The organism is Nostoc sp. UIC 10607 (assembly GCF_047228265.1).
GTDB lineage: Bacteria > Cyanobacteriota > Cyanobacteriia > Cyanobacteriales > Nostocaceae > Nostoc > Nostoc foliaceum_A.
In genome coordinates, this window is the sequence record NZ_JBIQNW010000050.1 from 1 (window position 1) to 15,098 (window position 15,098).

Genomic DNA, 15,098 nt, shown 5'->3' on the forward strand with positions numbered 1-15,098 from the left:
CGACCCTGGTTTCATACCTATCTTTACAGCAATACTAATGAATACTCACACCTGTGTAAAAAACCTACACCTGTCAGCCTTAGTAAGGGGAGGGGCGGTTTTGGCTTTAGACAAAACCGGGGTGGGGTAAGGTGGATCGTAATGGTAAGTGAATGAACTCAATATCACGTATTGACAAGCATTTCACGTTAAGTTGACACCTATGCATAGCTGTGCGCCCCTACTAACTCCAACCTCAGCACCGTTATATCTACCAAAACAGTCATATGCAAAGAAATATTTTCCAGTGGACTCTCCTTCCTGCCCACTGTCTTAAACAGATAAATAAATATCTCAAATAATTGCCTGGTCTGTATTTGAGGAATATCTACCTATTTTGATTGTCTAAAATTTGTCTTTTACCGAAGCCAAATAAATTCATTAATCTCTCCGCCAAGAGTCAACAGTCAACAGTCAACAGTCAAGAGTTAAAAAACTCTAGACTGTTGACTCAGGACTTAGCTTCCAATTGCTGGGGGTGAGCAGGAGATTCAAACTTATACCCTACACCACGTACAGTTTGAATTAATGCTGGCTGACTAGCATCAATTTCAATCTTCTTGCGAATTTGTCCGATATGGACATCTACAACCCGTTGATCGCCGACATATTCATAATCCCATACCTCTTGGATTAGCTCCGCACGCCGCCAAACTCGACCTGGATGACTGGCTAAAAAATGCAACAAGTCAAATTCCAGAGCAGTTAAAGGTACTGCTTGGTTATTAAGTGCCACCTCCCGTCGCACTGGATCAATCATAAGTTTTTCAAATACCAAGCGTTTCTGCTCGGCAGTAGTTATCACTCGTTGACGCCTCAAAATAGCTCCAACTCTGACTTCTAACTCTCCTAGCCCAAAAGGCTTGGTGAGATAGTCGTCAGCACCTTTAGCAAAGCCGCGAATTTTGTCAGCTTCGTCAGCACGGCTAGTCAACATCAGAACAAACACACCATTACGACTTTGCATCTCTTGGCAGAGGTTAAACCCAGTGACATCTGGTAAATTCACATCTAGAATCACCAAATCGGGGTTAAATTGCTCAAATAGAGTTAAGGCTGTCTTTCCATCTTCGGCAGCCTCTACCTGATAGTTCTGCTTAATCAGAAAGCGTTGGATTAAATTCCGAACCGCAGGGTCGTCGTCTACTACAAGAATCTTGGCAGGAGCCATGACCATTACTTTGCACAAAAATTCGTAAGATTAACAAGAGGGTTGCGTAAAAACGCAGTTGCCACTTTAGGACTAACTAAGAATCTACATGGCTACGGTATGAGAATCCTGATCATTCAAAAATAAATACTCTAATCAGGTTCTTGACACCAAGACACGTTCTTGATCCCAGTTAGGTGGTAACTTAAAACGTTTCAATTTTAAATCGATATGCGGTTATATACCACAAGCGATTATTCAGTATAATTAAAAAAAACTCTATTAGGGCACAGTAAGTTGCCAAATTTGAAACAGAAAAGTTGATTTCTTCATAAAAACTATGTGTTTTAGGTACTCTCCGTTCAAATTCTAGATTAGAGCCAGAATTAGGCAACGACATGAGGGTATACACGGAGTTATGGTGATATGTTAAAGTGACTATAGTTGAAATTACAAAGTCGATCAAACTAACCCGTGCTACTATCCTGGTAGGGCATAAAATAGGTCGAGACTTTAGTTTCGATCAAAATAAAACCTAAAGCTGTTTTTTCTTCGACAAAAGACTGCCGCTGACTGAGGCTGAAGTAACAAACTCCCATGAGCGATCAAAATCCCTACGAAAAACTTGGGGTATCAGAAGAGGCTAGCTTCGATGAAATTCAGGATGCTCGTAATCGCCTATTCGAGCAACATAGTGGCGATGCCAAGCATTTAGAAGTAATTGAAGCAGCTTACGATGCGATTTTAATGGATCGCTTACGGATGCGCCAGGAAGGTAAAATTAAAGTCCCTGAGCGTATCAGGTTTCCCGAATTGCGCGTGCAATCGCCTCCAAAAGAAAGTCCAACCCCTCGCGAGCAGTCACCTGCATGGCTGCAACGCATGCTGGATCAGCCAACGCCTGCGGATATACTCTTACCAGGAGCTTGGTTTCTTGGTTTGAGTTCTATTAGCCTGTTTTATCCAGAGGGAGGCGATCAGGTTTTGCAGTTAGCATTGGTAGTTGGGGTAGGCACCAGTATTTACTTTCTCAATCGTAAGGAAGGCAAATTTGGCAGAGCAGTTTTGTTCACCCTGGTCAGTTTAATAATTGGCTTAATCGCTGGGGGACTAGTTGCTAGTTGGCTATTACCACAAATATCATTTGCCAGTTTGGGAACCAATCAGTTCTCTACTGTAGTGACGTTTATATTGCTGTGGTTGGTTAGTAGCTTTCTACGCTAAATTGCTATCCGTAAGCAAGTTTCTATCAAGAAGACGTGGTTTATATGTTTTCTTCTTAAATAATAAAATCAGGAGTCAGAATACCTTTTCTGACTCCTATTTTAATTTTCAACCTGAATGCTGATTAGATTATAAAAATGTTGGCTGAAAACCCTAAAGTTGAAACCTAAATCCACATTCCGCAGGTTAGTTAACAAAGAAAATAGTATTTTCGACAAGATATCAACAGCTTGATACAGCGACCTAGTTTTAAACGTACCGATGAAGATTTTTATACCAAGATAGCTAAAAAGTAAAACTGCTCTGGCCTGCGCCCAGAGCAGAATTTAAACAGAGGAGGTTTATTTCGGGACTTAATAGTTAGTGTTGTCCCGGTTCAGGTACACCCTTCCAAAGCTAAGAGTTTGGTTGCTCCTTGCTTTAAAAAGACCTAAGTACACTTGCGATATTTGATGTGATAAACCAAACCACGGTGGGCGAGGTCAAAGGAGTCAACAGTCGCCATCCCTTGACCATTGGCGGTCATCGCAGCATTCACCCGCATATTTACACTGTCGCCACAGCGTGACCAGACATCAGCCACAGTCACTAATTGATCTCGAACGTTGTAGTCTCTTTCGCCGTTAAATGTCCTAGAAAAAACAGGGCCACGTTGACCAGCAAAAAAGTACTCTGCTCTTAGTCTGCCAATTGTGGCGGGAGCAACATAGCCCCGATAATCAGCATCGTAGAGGGAAATTTGAAAGCCTTGGGGTACTTGAATCGGAATGCTCAAGTTACAGCTTTTGCGTCTTTCTGCTGTCTTATTCCCCAGAGCTATAAACTTATCAAATAGAATACTTAGCTCTTGGCCATCGGGACTCACACCCACACTAGCAGATCCTTCAGGGCAACCGTTACCACCATATTCTGCACCTAAAATTTCAACTTTGTCGTTAGCAAAAGCAGGGCCGATAGAAGCCGTCATCAGTGTAGCCGCAGCCAGAAAAGCTTTTATAAAGTTGTTAGATGTTTTCTTGAAGTTTTGATTATTCATCACTCACCTGTCTTGAGTATTTTCAATAGTATTAAATCCAAATTGGATGCGACCAATTTCGGAAATCTCTGAGGCTATTTATAAAAGATAAAGGGGAAACAATCCTGTAGAAGAATAACTGTAAGATTCAAATACAAAGTATATTTACTGAGTAATAATGTCTTGCATCCAGTATTTTTGAACTCTACTTGGTATTTCTTGGTATTAATCATTTTCGAACTCCAGTAAACTAAGTTACCCTCGTAAGGTAAAATTCACCTTTAACTTTTTACATGACTTACTATGCCTGGATTTTCCACTTGCGAGAAATCCAGGTATTGCTAAGAGGCTATTTATAAAGTAAATCTAAAGGAGGGTCATCAGGTAAAAAGGCAACGATATGATACTGTTTATGCAGTATATCTACATAGTAAGCAATAACGTGAAAGCCTTATTCTACAGACCTTAGTGACTCAGAATAAGCAATTTTAGCTCCTTTGATTCCACCAGCTAAACGCGGTGGACATCCCCGAACAACTGATATGCGATCCTTATCCCTAATAGGGATTTTAGTTGATTGCGATTTTTTAATTTCTTGTTCTGTCCCTCGTACTTTGTAGTTTCAATCTCTAATAGGGATTTTAGTTGATTGCGATCGCTTCTCTCTGAAAACCCTGCCTTATTTGGTTTTCAAGGTTTAATAGCGCGGGGTGCAAAACTATAACATAAAGAGTGGCAATTGTGCTAGACGAAAATAGCTGAAAGCCATTCTACATAAGCTGCGCGGATATTTGAAAGATTATACAGCCGTCAAGTCCTTAAGCTCAAGTACAGACTTTCTTTTATTCCTAGCGAAAACAATTGCCACCCCTCAAACCTCTGCGTTTCACTTTTAACCCTAAATTTGCCACGATGCACCAAACTGTACCTAGCTGATCTTAAAGCGATGCCTGGGTTGGGCGACATCTACGCACTTTCTATGATGATATCGTTATAAAACTTAAAATTTTTCCTTAGCAGCTAACATCTGTAAAATCTTTTCTACATGATCCAACTCTCCAACGATTCGCCGAATTGGGTGCGGCCAAACTTTGACAAGGGTGGGAGTTGCAGAAACCTGATTGAGTTCTGCTTGTTCTGGATGAGTTAAAACATCAATCACTTTCAGAGTATAAGGATGTCCGAGCGATCGCTCCAACAATTCGTGTAAATTTTGCAGAATGCGTTCGGTGGTACTGCTATGTCCGGCAACAAACAAGCGCAGAACATAGCCTTGTGTGATTACTTCCTTTTTTTGTACTATTACTGGCTGGTGGTATTTTGGCACAGGATCAGAAAGGTCTAGACGAACAATTAAGTCATGATCCTCCCAAAGCTGCGAAAATGAGGAACGATAAGTTGTTAACACCATGCGATCGCACAACCCCTCTTGCCAGGGAGCTGCTTGCCATACTAATTCCCCTGTGCCAAAAATGGCATTAAGCAAAGCTTGATGTCTAATTACAGCCGGATAAGCTTCAGCAAAAGTTCGCACTTTTTGAGTGCGTGGATCTAACCAGTTGTCAATAGTTGCAGTATAACAAGGCACTAAAAAGTGCGGCGGCTCTGGCAAATCTAGGATTTCTTGCAAAGCCGAGCATAAATGCAAGTGCCATCGACCTTGCTTGCTAGGGTCGATGCAATAAATTAAATCTCCTCCAGGTGTAAATAGCGCAATGCCTTTAAACAACTGGGGTGTAGATAGTTTATTTGTCGTCAAGTTATTCACAGAGGCTAGGAAGCTAAAAGTAAAAGTTCTCTCTTTTACCTTTTACCTTAGCTATAACCGCAACCAGGATCAGCTAGAAAATTGCGAACCTATTAAAAAGCATGTAAATCTCGTTTCTAGTCGCCTACTGGAAACGATCTTAATTGGGCTGGTGCCGCTAGAATTGGAGCCGGAGCCTCTGGATTCGCATTCCCAGCCGGAGACTGGGAACGAGACAATCCTTAATCCCCAATCTTAAACTCTACCTCGGAGAAACTGCGCCATTTCGTTAGGAGTTGGTGACATTTCTAAAGCAGTTTCTTCAGTAATGCGACCGTCTTGATAGAGATTGAGCAACGACTGATTCATCGTAATCATGCCGTCAAAGCTAGCTTGTTTCATTAACTCGCCAATTTCATCATACTTGCCGTCTTTGATCCATTCTTTAATTGCCTCAGTATTAATCAGCACATCGTGGAAAGCAGCCCGCTTCCCATCAGTTGTGCGACACAAACCTTGGGCAATTACTGCCACTAAAGACTCAGAAACTGCTACCCGCATTGCATCTTGTTCGTCACCAGAGTAGAGATTGAGAATCCGCTCAATGGTTTTGACAGCACTATTGGTGTGCAGGGTTCCCATGACCAAGTGACCAGTCTGAGCAGCTTTTAAAGCGGTGTTGACTGTTTCCTTATCCCGCATTTCCCCCACCAGAATCAAATCTGGGTCTTCCCGCAAAGCTGCTTTCAAAGCATTGTCAAATTTCCGGGTGTGCATTCCCACTTCCCGCTGTTTGACTAAAGACTTGCGGCTTTGATGGACAAATTCTATTGGATCTTCAATGGTGATGATATGCTTGGCCATCTCCTTATTGATGTAGTCAACCATCGCTGCCATTGTGGTGGACTTACCAGAACCAGTGGGCCCAGTCACCAAAATTAAACCTTTGTGGTGATGACAAATATCCCGAAAAACTGGGGGTAAGTTCAACTGTTCCATAGTTAAAATTTTCAGCGGAATCAACCGCAACACCATTGCAGCTCCTTTGAGGGAGCCAAAAACATTAATCCGCACGCGAGCAAAGTCGTATTGAGTTGCTCCGTCAAATTCTAAGTGTTCTTCAAAGCGCTGAATTTCCCCCTCACTCATCACCTCCCGCAACCAATTCATAAAAGCTTCTTTATCTGTTTCTGGATAATCCGTTGATTGAATTTCTCCTCGGCTGCGGAAGCGGGGTACTTCACCCACACCCAAGTGCAAGTCAGAATATCCCTGATCGTAAGCTTCTCGGATTAACTTCGCTAAAGTGAGTTCTGGACTGCTGTTTTGAGGGCGAACTGAACTAGGGATTGGCGGTGGACTACCCGGACGATGACCTGCAACAGGCGCGTTAGTGCTCCTATCCATTGACATATCCAATGTTTGTGTCATCTGCCGCTGTGTACTAAAGGTTGGCGGTGGTGGCGGCATTGGTGGCAAGTTACGTCCAGCAGCAGAGTTAGAATTTAATGGAGACTGTGATTCTGTCATATATCTTCACATTTGGCAGTTAATAAAGTTGAATTAACGAGAAGTCAAGTCACTTGCTTCGATGACTTTTGGAGAATGCTTGCGTGCAAGCCATAGCGCTGATGGGAGGCGATTGAAACTCTATAACCACGGTCAATCCATTTCATCCACATCAGTTTGTATCTTTTTTCTCTGAGATCCCATTACTCAGAAGATTTAGATAAATTATTTAACCTATCTAAACTGGTTTAACACACGCAAGGACTCAGAACACCTCAGGAATACTACATAGGTTTATTAGTGTTATATATTACAAAATGATGAAATATAATATTTTAAACCCTTAGATGAGAAATTTATCCCAGGCATAGACATGAGTTGCCAGCAATTAACAGCACAAACGCTAGCAGAGCATTTATTCAGCCCATCTATAAATTATGAGAATCACTATTAATTTTTATAAGAAATGTTAAGTAGGATAGGAGTAATGTCTTGGGGATCAAAGTTAAAAGCTCATGTCTTTTAGGTTATATGCCTGAAGATAGATGTAGGAAACAAGTTTTTTTAATAGATAGAAACTTGACTTTACATTCACAATTACAAAAAATTAACTGTAAAGTTTAGTAAACAAATGCTCATTTTCCCAATTAGTTTTTATATACTGAATTTCACTGAGAAACAAATTTCAGTTTACTCGCCAAAAGCGAGATATGACTGAAAAATTAAAATTTGCTGTGTATTTTTGGGAGGAAAAGTCATGGTTTCTGCTCAAAGCTCTAATCTAGGAAAGACCTACTCCTTGTTGATGATTAAAAGCTTTTTAATATGGACTTTTACATTGGCAGTATGCTTGTTGGTTGTGGGTTTTCCACTAGTTGTCTTGATGGCTACGGTCGGATGTCTGTTGTCGATTATTTTGCAATCTGTAATGCCTGTTAGTGCTGTTTTGCTAGTAGCAGGTGCTTTAATAATGTTTAATGTCATGGCAGTTGTATTGGCTGCGGGTGTACTAACTCTTAAAGGAGTTCATCCCAGTGAAATCAAATGGTTGAGCTGGCTTCATGGAGAGGCAGACCAAATGCAGTCTACTGTTTACGCTGCTTGCCCTTTAACTTGTGAGATTAAAATGTAGTCATTACAGGTAAATACGACAAACAGTGCGTCTGCCCGGTTAAGCCGGGTTTTTTCATGCTATTAGTCATTGCAGGTAAATACGACAAACATGCGTCTGCCCGGTTAAGCCGGGTTTTTTCATGCTTTTTGTATGATTCATCCTTTAATATTTATGATTTGTGTGATGATTGATCGACAACTATTGACTATTGTCCATAGACCATTGACTATAACCATTGGCAAATCACAGATGACTAATGACAAATGACTAATCAAAAACGGGTTTGCATTATCTTGGGTACTCGTCCGGAAGCAATTAAACTAGCTCCCGTGATTCAGGTCTTCCAAAAGTCTTCAAGTTTTGAGTTGCAAGTAATTCTAACTGGACAGCATCGGGAGATGGTTGAGCAAGTTATGCACCTGTTCAACATCAAGGCAGATTATGACTTGGAAATTATGCAGGTTCAACAATCTTTAAATGATATTACCTGCCGTAGTCTACAAGGGTTAGAAGCATTATTCAAGGAGAAAAAGCCAGATTTAGTCGTGGTGCAGGGAGACACTACCACAGCTTTTGCCGCAGCTTTGGCAGCTTTTTATCAAAAAATCCCTATTGGTCATGTAGAAGCAGGGTTAAGAACTGATGATATCTTCAATCCTTACCCAGAAGAAGCTAATCGGCGGTTGATTTCTCAAATTACTCAGTTGCACTTTGCGCCGACTCCTTGGGCTGTGGAAAACTTGCACCGTTCTGGTGTTTTGGGTGAAATTCACATGACAGGTAACACCGTAATTGATGCGCTGTTGAATATAGCTGCAACCGAAGCCGTTTGTAATGTACCAGGCTTAGACTGGGAATCATATCGGGTTCTGTTAGCAACAGTTCATCGTCGGGAGAATTGGGGAGAACCGCTCTTAGCGATCGCTCAGGGGTTTTTACAGATATTAGACAAGTTTCCTGATACAGCTTTACTGCTACCATTGCACCGCAATCCGACTGTGCGAGTTCCGCTACAAGAACTTTTAGGGAATCACCCCCGAATTTTCTTGACAGATCCTCTAGATTATGGGGAATTGGTGGGAGCAATTGGGCGATCGCATCTTTTGCTTACTGACTCTGGTGGTTTGCAAGAAGAAGCCCCCAGCTTGGGAAAACCAGTACTGGTTTTGAGAGATACCACCGAAAGACCAGAGGCTGTTGCAGCCGGTACAGCCAAACTTGTAGGCACTACGAGTGAGAACATTTTTGCAAATGCTGCTGAGTTACTGAGTGATCCAGATGCTTATGAAGCAATGGCAAATGCAATTAATCCCTTTGGGGATGGTCATGCAGCAGAACGCATTTTGCAGATTGTACAAAATTACCTGGGTCTTTCATCAGAAACATCAACTTAGGAACTTAGATTAAACAAAATGCAAAATTTCTCTTTTTTAGGGTGCATAAGATCGGCAAAAAAGCCGATTTTTCTTTTTTTAGCCTTTCTCATAATCTTGTGGGATAGGTATTTTGCCTAGATTTCTCCCCATCCCACAAGAAAACACCTAGAACTTAGAAACGAGATTTTCAAAGGGTGGCTTTTGGCTAAATACCCAGAGCTACTCTAGTTTCGGGCCCTACCACACCATCTACAAGTAGACCTTTACTTGCCTGAAAGCTTCGGACTCGACTAACAGTTTCTTGACCATAAATTCCATCAACTCTAAGATTACCTAAAGCGGTTTGAACGTCTCTTACAAGCTGACCTCTAGAACCAGGGGTAAGAATAACTGAACCACCAACGCCACCCGGTCTAGTCACAGGAGGGTAGTTAGGTCTATCACCAACCCATCGGGCAAAAACGTATCTACCCGTAGAAAGCCTAGCAAAACCGTTTTCATACCTTTCAATCGCTGGAAGTGTTGCGCCATTTGGTACACAATCCACATACGAATAGTTAGTGCCTGGGCCTGTACGGATACGCAAACAACTGCCGTTAGTCCTGACAAATGCAGCCGAACTCATTTGAATTTGAGCAGCAGCAATAAGTAATACACCAACACCAGCTAAAGTTAACCAAGCCGAAGATTTAAGAAGTTTTTTCCAATTGAATTTAGGTTTGCTTATTCCAGATGTGTCTTCTTTAGTAATAACTATGTCAGAAATTTTCAGATGTTTTTTCTCATTTAATTGAGATTTAGACGGATTATATTTCGTGTTTCCCGATGCCTCTTCTTGAGCAATAAACATGTGAGAATAAGCAAGATATTCCATAATGCACCCCTTTATATGAAAAAATGAGTACTCACAGAGAATTACTTCAATCTTCTCTGTATTTATTCTTAGTATATTTTATATCAATGTGCTTTAAAAAGGTTTACTTTGGCGACACACTTAATTTCAATCATGTACTCAGGGAAAGCGAGCCGCTGAATTTGCACGATGGTGCTTGCCACAACTGGGAAACCAGCAAAGACTGTCTGCCTGCATTTGACCGCAGCGGCGAAGGCCGTCTCCATATCTGTTACAAAAAGCACCTCATCGACGATGTTGGTCATCATAGCACCATAGTGTGTTTGCCCTCCATAACCCTGATAGCTGCCAATGGATTCTAATGCAACGAAACCCAAGCGCGATTATTGCACAAAGCGCAATGCCAAAGGCGAACGCTCTACTCATGGACGGGTTAGAGGAATTGTCCTCTCACCTCACGAATGGCAGAGGTTTCAGACAGCAAAGCAGCAAGCAGAATCTGAGGAAACTTGGAATAAACGGTTCACACAGGAAGATTTAAGCGATCGCACTGGACTTTCCCTCAATACCCTAGCCCGGATTTTTAAGCGCGAACAGGGAGTTGATCGCCAGTCGTTAGAATATTCCGGGCGTTTGGGCTGGAATTAACGAATGCAGACTTGACATCCCCCATTTCGTTAGCTGAGGAGTCCCAAAACCGACAGGCAAACCCTAAACAAGATTGGGATAATGCTGTTGATACATCGGTATTCTATGGACGCGAGACAGAACTAGCGCAACTATGGCAGTGGTATCATGGCTGAGGGATGTCGCGTTGTCCGGTTATTGGGCATCGGGGGGATTGGCAAAAGTACGATCGCTGCAAAGTCTGCACTTGGAATGCAGGCGGAATTTGAGATTGTCATGTGGCGAAGTCTCTCCAATGCGCCACCGTTAGAAGAACTCCTGTCGAGCCTGCTGAAATTTCTCATGCCCATTCAGGGAGAAGCTCCCGTCATTCCTGCCACCCTGGATGAAAAGCTGATCTTAATTGATGAGTATTTGCGATCGCAGCGATGTTTGTTGATTTTAGATAACGCTGAAACCATTTTACACAGTAAGCAAGCCGGTCAGTGGCGATCGGGCTATGAAGCCTATGGGCAATGGCTCAGAATGATGGGCGAAACGCCCCATCAAAGCTGTTGCTTGCTGACCAGTTGCGATAATCCACAGGAAATAGCAATACTGGAAGGCGAACGGAGCATGGTGCGATCATTGCCCTTAAGCGGACTGACTCCAGATGATGAACGGGGTATCTTTCGGCAAAGAGGGATATGTATGGGGTCAGAGACCGAATGGCAAAACCTCGTCCACCACTATGGCGGCAATCCCCTAGCACTAAAGATGGTGGCAGCGGCTACCCAGGATTTATTCAAAATGGAGCAAAGCTAGGTTGGTTGCTCGATTCTGCTGATGAGTCAATCATGATTTTTGAACCCAATAAATTACCAGAATTAAAAGAAAAACAAGATATTTTACCCGTATTGAGTGTTTTGGAAAATTGGCAATTAACAGTTGCAGACGTATTAAGGTGGTTGAGTTTTATTTGAATAAAGCATTTATTACAGCAGAATTCAGGAGTCGGAATTTAGAATTCAGAAGTAAAATACGCTTTATTCCTCTCATAAAATTGGTATAACTATTGACTAATTCCAGTAGCTTGATTTACTTGGCATTGACTGCACAACCCAAAAAACTCTAGGGTGTGGTAAAAAACTTTAAACTTATGGCTGGATTCTAACTGGTCTTCTAAGTCATGAACGGGGCATTGATTAATTGGAATTGAGACACCGCATTGCAAGCAAGTAAGGTGGTGTTTGTCTTGCTGTGCTAGGCTGTAGAGGGCTTCACCGTTAGCCAAATTCCGCACTTGTACTATGCCTTCGAGTTTTAAGGCATCTAAGGAGCGGTAAACTGTCGCTAAACCCATGCTCTGATTAGTGTTACGTAGTTCTACGTAAATATCCTGGGCGGAAATGCCTTTTTTAATGGTTTTCAGTAGGTTGAAAATACGCTCTTGACTGCGGGTGCGTATGGCTCTCATAGACAATTATTTAAATATGCCACTGTAGTTGAAGCTGTTAGATGGGCTAATTGATCAATTAACTTTAACCGCTTCGTAATCTTATTTTCACTCAGTTGGAACAGAAAGTTATAGTATAGCGATCGCAGCATTTAGAAAAAGCCCGTGCAAACCAAGTATCTAGCCAAAATTTTCGTGACCCTTCGTCCTTCAGTCTTAGACCCCGCTGGTGTGGCTGTACAATCCGGTCTTAAGCAACTGGGATACGAGAACGTTGACCAGGTGCGGATTGGCAAGTACATTGAACTCACCATTACCTCGTCTGATGAGAAGAAAGCGCGTCAAGACCTCGATCGCATTTGTGACCAAATGTTAGCAAATCCTGTAATTGAAAATTACCGCTTTGATTTGATTGAGGTCGAAACCCAAACGGGAGTCTTTTAAGGACTGGTCGTGGGGCAGAAAAGGCAGGGGAAGATTAAGAACTCCTAACTCCTGCCTCCTGCCTCCTGCCTCCTAACTCCTAACTCCTAACTCCTAACTCCTAACTAATCATGAAATTCGGTGTTGTTGTTTTTCCAGGTTCTAATTGCGATCGCGATGTTGCTTATGTAACCAGAGACTTGCTGGGGCAACCGACTCGCATGGTTTGGCATCAAGAAACAGACATTGCTGATTTGGATGTTGTTATCATTCCTGGTGGTTTTAGTTACGGGGATTATTTACGCTGCGGTGCGATCGCGCGTTTTTCACCCGTGATGCAGCAGGTTGTGGAACACGCCCAAAAAGGTAAGTTTGTAATCGGTATTTGCAACGGTTTTCAGGTATTAACTGAAGCTGGGCTTTTGCCAGGGGTGTTAACTAAAAATCGGGATTTGCATTTTATCTGCGATCGCGCCCTCGTGAAAGTTGAGCGTAGCGATCTCCCTTGGACACAAGATTATACGACTGGTGAAGTTATCACTTTGCCCATTGCCCACGGAGAGGGGCAATTCTACGCTGACGCAGCCACTCTTGCAGAAATTGAAGATAACGGGCAAGTTGTGTTTCGTTATGAAGGCGAGAATCCCAACGGTTCACTGAACAACATTGCCGGGATTTGCGATCGCCAGGGCAATGTGTTGGGGATGATGCCGCACCCAGAAAGAGCGTCTGACGCGATGCTGGGGAATAGCGATGGCTTGAGGTTGTTTCAGGGCTTGCTAGAGAAGGTAGCGGCATTAGCCTAGAGCAAATATCGGATGACTCGCTTGGGTATTTTACGATCGTTGTCTGAAAGATAAATTAAAATTCTTATACAGACAGCGATCGCTCCATCATATAAAGTTTTAGTTGCAAGCAGCGATGAATTTGCTTCACCAAACAGCCCATTATAGATATCACTTTTATAAATTAACGTACCTCTTTAAGAGTATCAACTTGCTTGGTAAACAACTCAGTAAATAAACTAAGCACAGTCCGTTCTTCGCGTACTTTTATATTGGCACTGATAGACATACCTGATTGCAAGGGGACATTTTTACCCTTAATCACTAAGGATTGTTTATCCAATGAAACTTTTGCCGGAAATCTATAAAACTGATGTGTTTGATCTGGCGGTAATGCGTCTGATCCTATCCCAAGCAATTCCCCTTTGATATCGCCAAACTCGCTGTAAGGAAAGGAGTCAATCCTAACATCTACCTTCATGCCTTTTCGCACAAAACCGATATCTTTGTTGGTGATGAAAACTTCAGCTATATAGTTCTCATTTGGGACAATTTGCAGCAGTTTTGTAGTCGGATTCGCTACAAATCCGGGATTCTTTGCTTGCAAATCGAAAACTGTTCCAGCTACAGGCGCACGGAGTTCTTGATATTTAACATTTAACTGGGTTTGAGAGATTTTACTATTGACATCTGCCAAACGCTGTTCATTATCGAGGATAACTTTCATGAACTGACTATCAATTGTGGCAATGCGCTGTTTGTTATCAGCTATCTTATCCACAATGTTTTTATCAGAAACGGCTACCGTATTACTTAGCTCTTGCCGTCCTTTTTGAATATCAAACTGGAGGCGTTTTTGTTCTTCACCTAGTTGTGCTACTTCCGCAACGAGGGTTTGTACTTGTTGTTGCTGATTTAGATATTGAAGCTGAGAAATTCCGCCTTCTTCTGCTAATATTTTCAGTTTATCTAAAATCTGCTGTTGGATTGCTAAACCTGCTTTAGTATCTTCTAGCTTGACTTGGTTTTGAGAAAGTTGTTTTTTGGTTTTTTCTATTTCTAATTCCGCCGCAGCAGAACGAGAATCTAATTCTCTTTTGGCAATTTGTAGACGTTGCTGTTCATCAATTCCCAGCCGAGAATCCTGACCAGAATTTTTTAATTGAGTCCGCAATAAGTCATTTTCTGCTACTAACGTTGCCCGGCTTTTCAGCAGAAAAGTAGTTTCTTGGGGCAAATTACCGCGCAAATATAACAATTCAGATCCCGTGCCAGTACTTGCACCCATCAATCGGCGATAAATCTGGTTTTCTTTAATTAATGCAAGGCGAATTTTATTCAAAGAATTTAATTCAGCAACAGAAGCGATAGAATCAAAAGTCAGCAGTAAATCTCCTGGCTTGACTTCTTGTCCATCTTTAACATTAACTGTTTTTACCACTCCACTAACAGGAGCCTGAACTTCTTTGATTGTTCCTTCTGGCTTTAATTGCCCTGTGGCTGGAACTACTTGCTCAATTTTTGCAAAATAAGCCCAAGTAATCCCAAAACAGGCTAGCCCCATTAGGGTCACCATGATTGTACGCGACCAAATTGGAGATTGGCGCAAGACAACAGATTGTTCAAATTCTTGAGTACTTGATTTAATTAAAGCCTCTTGGGCAGCTTTCTGTTCTTTTGTCAGTATCGGTGAATCTTGGTTGATTCCATTTTTTTGATTACCGTTTTTCTGATTGCCGTTGAGGTGATTCCCATTAAGTTGAGTCATAACGATTTTGGATTTTTTCTAGGGTGGGCAATG

Annotated in this window: 17 protein-coding genes and 1 pseudogene; 10 read left to right on the forward strand and 8 right to left on the reverse strand. The window is 42.0% G+C overall.

Annotation, left to right across the window (positions count from 1 at the left end):
* Positions 1-490: 490 nt before the first annotated feature.
* Positions 491-1,210 (reverse strand): response regulator transcription factor, encoded by a 720-nt coding sequence (locus ACEYW6_RS27755; protein ID WP_190894864.1) that lies wholly within the window; start codon positions 1,208-1,210, stop codon positions 491-493.
* 576 nt (positions 1,211-1,786) lie between these two features.
* On the opposite strand from ACEYW6_RS27755, the gene ACEYW6_RS27760 reads away from it, so the two are divergent.
* Positions 1,787-2,413 carry a CPP1-like family protein gene (locus ACEYW6_RS27760; RefSeq protein WP_190894865.1) on the forward strand — a complete coding sequence of 209 codons (627 nt, stop codon included), beginning with the start codon at positions 1,787-1,789 and terminating at the stop codon, positions 2,411-2,413.
* Between the two features lie 430 nt (positions 2,414-2,843).
* Here ACEYW6_RS27760 and ACEYW6_RS27765 read toward each other — a convergent pair whose 3' ends face one another.
* Positions 2,844-3,449 carry a DUF4360 domain-containing protein gene (locus tag ACEYW6_RS27765; RefSeq protein WP_412982276.1) on the reverse strand — a complete coding sequence of 202 codons (606 nt, stop codon included), beginning with the start codon at positions 3,447-3,449 and terminating at the stop codon, positions 2,844-2,846.
* Positions 3,450-3,874: 425 nt separating this feature from the next.
* Between ACEYW6_RS27765 and ACEYW6_RS27770 the strand changes: the two are divergent.
* Positions 3,875-3,982: pseudogene (locus ACEYW6_RS27770) on the forward strand (IS5/IS1182 family transposase); the annotation flags it as partial.
* Positions 3,983-4,428: 446 nt separating this feature from the next.
* Here ACEYW6_RS27770 and ACEYW6_RS27775 read toward each other — a convergent pair.
* Both ACEYW6_RS27775 and ACEYW6_RS27780 read right to left on the reverse strand, forming a co-directional pair.
* On the reverse strand, positions 4,429-5,196 hold the full coding sequence (locus ACEYW6_RS27775) for a circadian clock KaiB family protein (protein WP_190894867.1): 768 nt from the start codon (positions 5,194-5,196) through the stop codon (positions 4,429-4,431).
* 234 nt (positions 5,197-5,430) lie between these two features.
* Positions 5,431-6,705, reverse strand: a complete 1,275-nt coding sequence (locus ACEYW6_RS27780; RefSeq protein WP_190894868.1) for a type IV pilus twitching motility protein PilT — start codon at positions 6,703-6,705, stop codon at positions 5,431-5,433.
* A 736-nt stretch (positions 6,706-7,441) separates the two neighbouring features.
* Here ACEYW6_RS27780 and ACEYW6_RS27785 point away from each other — a divergent pair.
* Positions 7,442-7,816, forward strand: coding sequence for a hypothetical protein (locus tag ACEYW6_RS27785; protein WP_190894869.1), 375 nt, complete (start codon positions 7,442-7,444; stop codon positions 7,814-7,816).
* A gap of 245 nt (positions 7,817-8,061) precedes the next feature.
* The gene (wecB, locus tag ACEYW6_RS27790) at positions 8,062-9,192 is read left to right on the forward strand and encodes a non-hydrolyzing UDP-N-acetylglucosamine 2-epimerase (protein WP_412982277.1); all 1,131 of its coding nucleotides are present in this window, start codon (positions 8,062-8,064) and stop codon (positions 9,190-9,192) included.
* A 187-nt stretch (positions 9,193-9,379) separates the two neighbouring features.
* Here the strand turns inward: wecB and ACEYW6_RS27795 are convergent, their stop codons facing one another.
* Positions 9,380-10,048, reverse strand: a complete 669-nt coding sequence (locus tag ACEYW6_RS27795; RefSeq protein ID WP_412982278.1) for a peptidoglycan-binding protein — start codon at positions 10,046-10,048, stop codon at positions 9,380-9,382.
* An 83-nt stretch (positions 10,049-10,131) separates the two neighbouring features.
* The gene (locus tag ACEYW6_RS27800; protein WP_412982279.1) at positions 10,132-10,335 is read right to left on the reverse strand and encodes a RidA family protein; all 204 of its coding nucleotides are present in this window, start codon (positions 10,333-10,335) and stop codon (positions 10,132-10,134) included.
* 43 nt (positions 10,336-10,378) lie between these two features.
* On the opposite strand from ACEYW6_RS27800, the gene ACEYW6_RS27805 reads away from it, so the two are divergent.
* From ACEYW6_RS27805 to ACEYW6_RS27820, 4 genes are read left to right on the forward strand one after another with little or no spacing between them, the layout of a single operon-like run.
* Complete coding sequence (locus ACEYW6_RS27805) at positions 10,379-10,675, forward strand: hypothetical protein (protein ID WP_412982280.1); 297 nt, start codon at positions 10,379-10,381, stop codon at positions 10,673-10,675.
* 11 nt (positions 10,676-10,686) lie between these two features.
* A complete protein-coding gene (locus ACEYW6_RS27810; RefSeq protein ID WP_412982281.1) occupies positions 10,687-10,830 on the forward strand; it encodes a hypothetical protein in 144 nt (47 codons plus the stop codon).
* The gene (locus ACEYW6_RS27815) at positions 10,823-11,458 is read left to right on the forward strand and encodes an NB-ARC domain-containing protein (protein ID WP_412982282.1); all 636 of its coding nucleotides are present in this window, start codon (positions 10,823-10,825) and stop codon (positions 11,456-11,458) included. The genes ACEYW6_RS27810 and ACEYW6_RS27815 overlap by 8 nt, the downstream gene beginning before the upstream one ends.
* Positions 11,459-11,490: 32 nt before the next feature.
* Positions 11,491-11,616: a hypothetical protein gene (locus tag ACEYW6_RS27820; protein WP_412982283.1), complete on the forward strand. Its 126-nt coding sequence runs from the start codon at positions 11,491-11,493 to the stop codon at positions 11,614-11,616.
* 89 nt (positions 11,617-11,705) lie between these two features.
* Here the strand turns inward: ACEYW6_RS27820 and ACEYW6_RS27825 are convergent, their stop codons facing one another.
* Positions 11,706-12,110, reverse strand: a complete 405-nt coding sequence (locus tag ACEYW6_RS27825; protein ID WP_412982284.1) for a Fur family transcriptional regulator — start codon at positions 12,108-12,110, stop codon at positions 11,706-11,708.
* A 144-nt stretch (positions 12,111-12,254) separates the two neighbouring features.
* Between ACEYW6_RS27825 and purS the strand changes: the two genes are divergently transcribed.
* Positions 12,255-12,533, forward strand: a complete 279-nt coding sequence (purS, locus tag ACEYW6_RS27830; RefSeq protein ID WP_190894877.1) for a phosphoribosylformylglycinamidine synthase subunit PurS — start codon at positions 12,255-12,257, stop codon at positions 12,531-12,533.
* Between the two features lie 110 nt (positions 12,534-12,643).
* A complete protein-coding gene (gene purQ, locus ACEYW6_RS27835) occupies positions 12,644-13,318 on the forward strand; it encodes a phosphoribosylformylglycinamidine synthase subunit PurQ (RefSeq protein WP_196511026.1) in 675 nt (224 codons plus the stop codon).
* Between the two features lie 163 nt (positions 13,319-13,481).
* Here purQ and ACEYW6_RS27840 read toward each other — a convergent pair whose 3' ends face one another.
* Positions 13,482-15,065 carry an HlyD family efflux transporter periplasmic adaptor subunit gene (locus ACEYW6_RS27840; protein WP_412982285.1) on the reverse strand — a complete coding sequence of 528 codons (1,584 nt, stop codon included), beginning with the start codon at positions 15,063-15,065 and terminating at the stop codon, positions 13,482-13,484.
* Between the last annotated feature and the right edge of the window lie 33 nt (positions 15,066-15,098).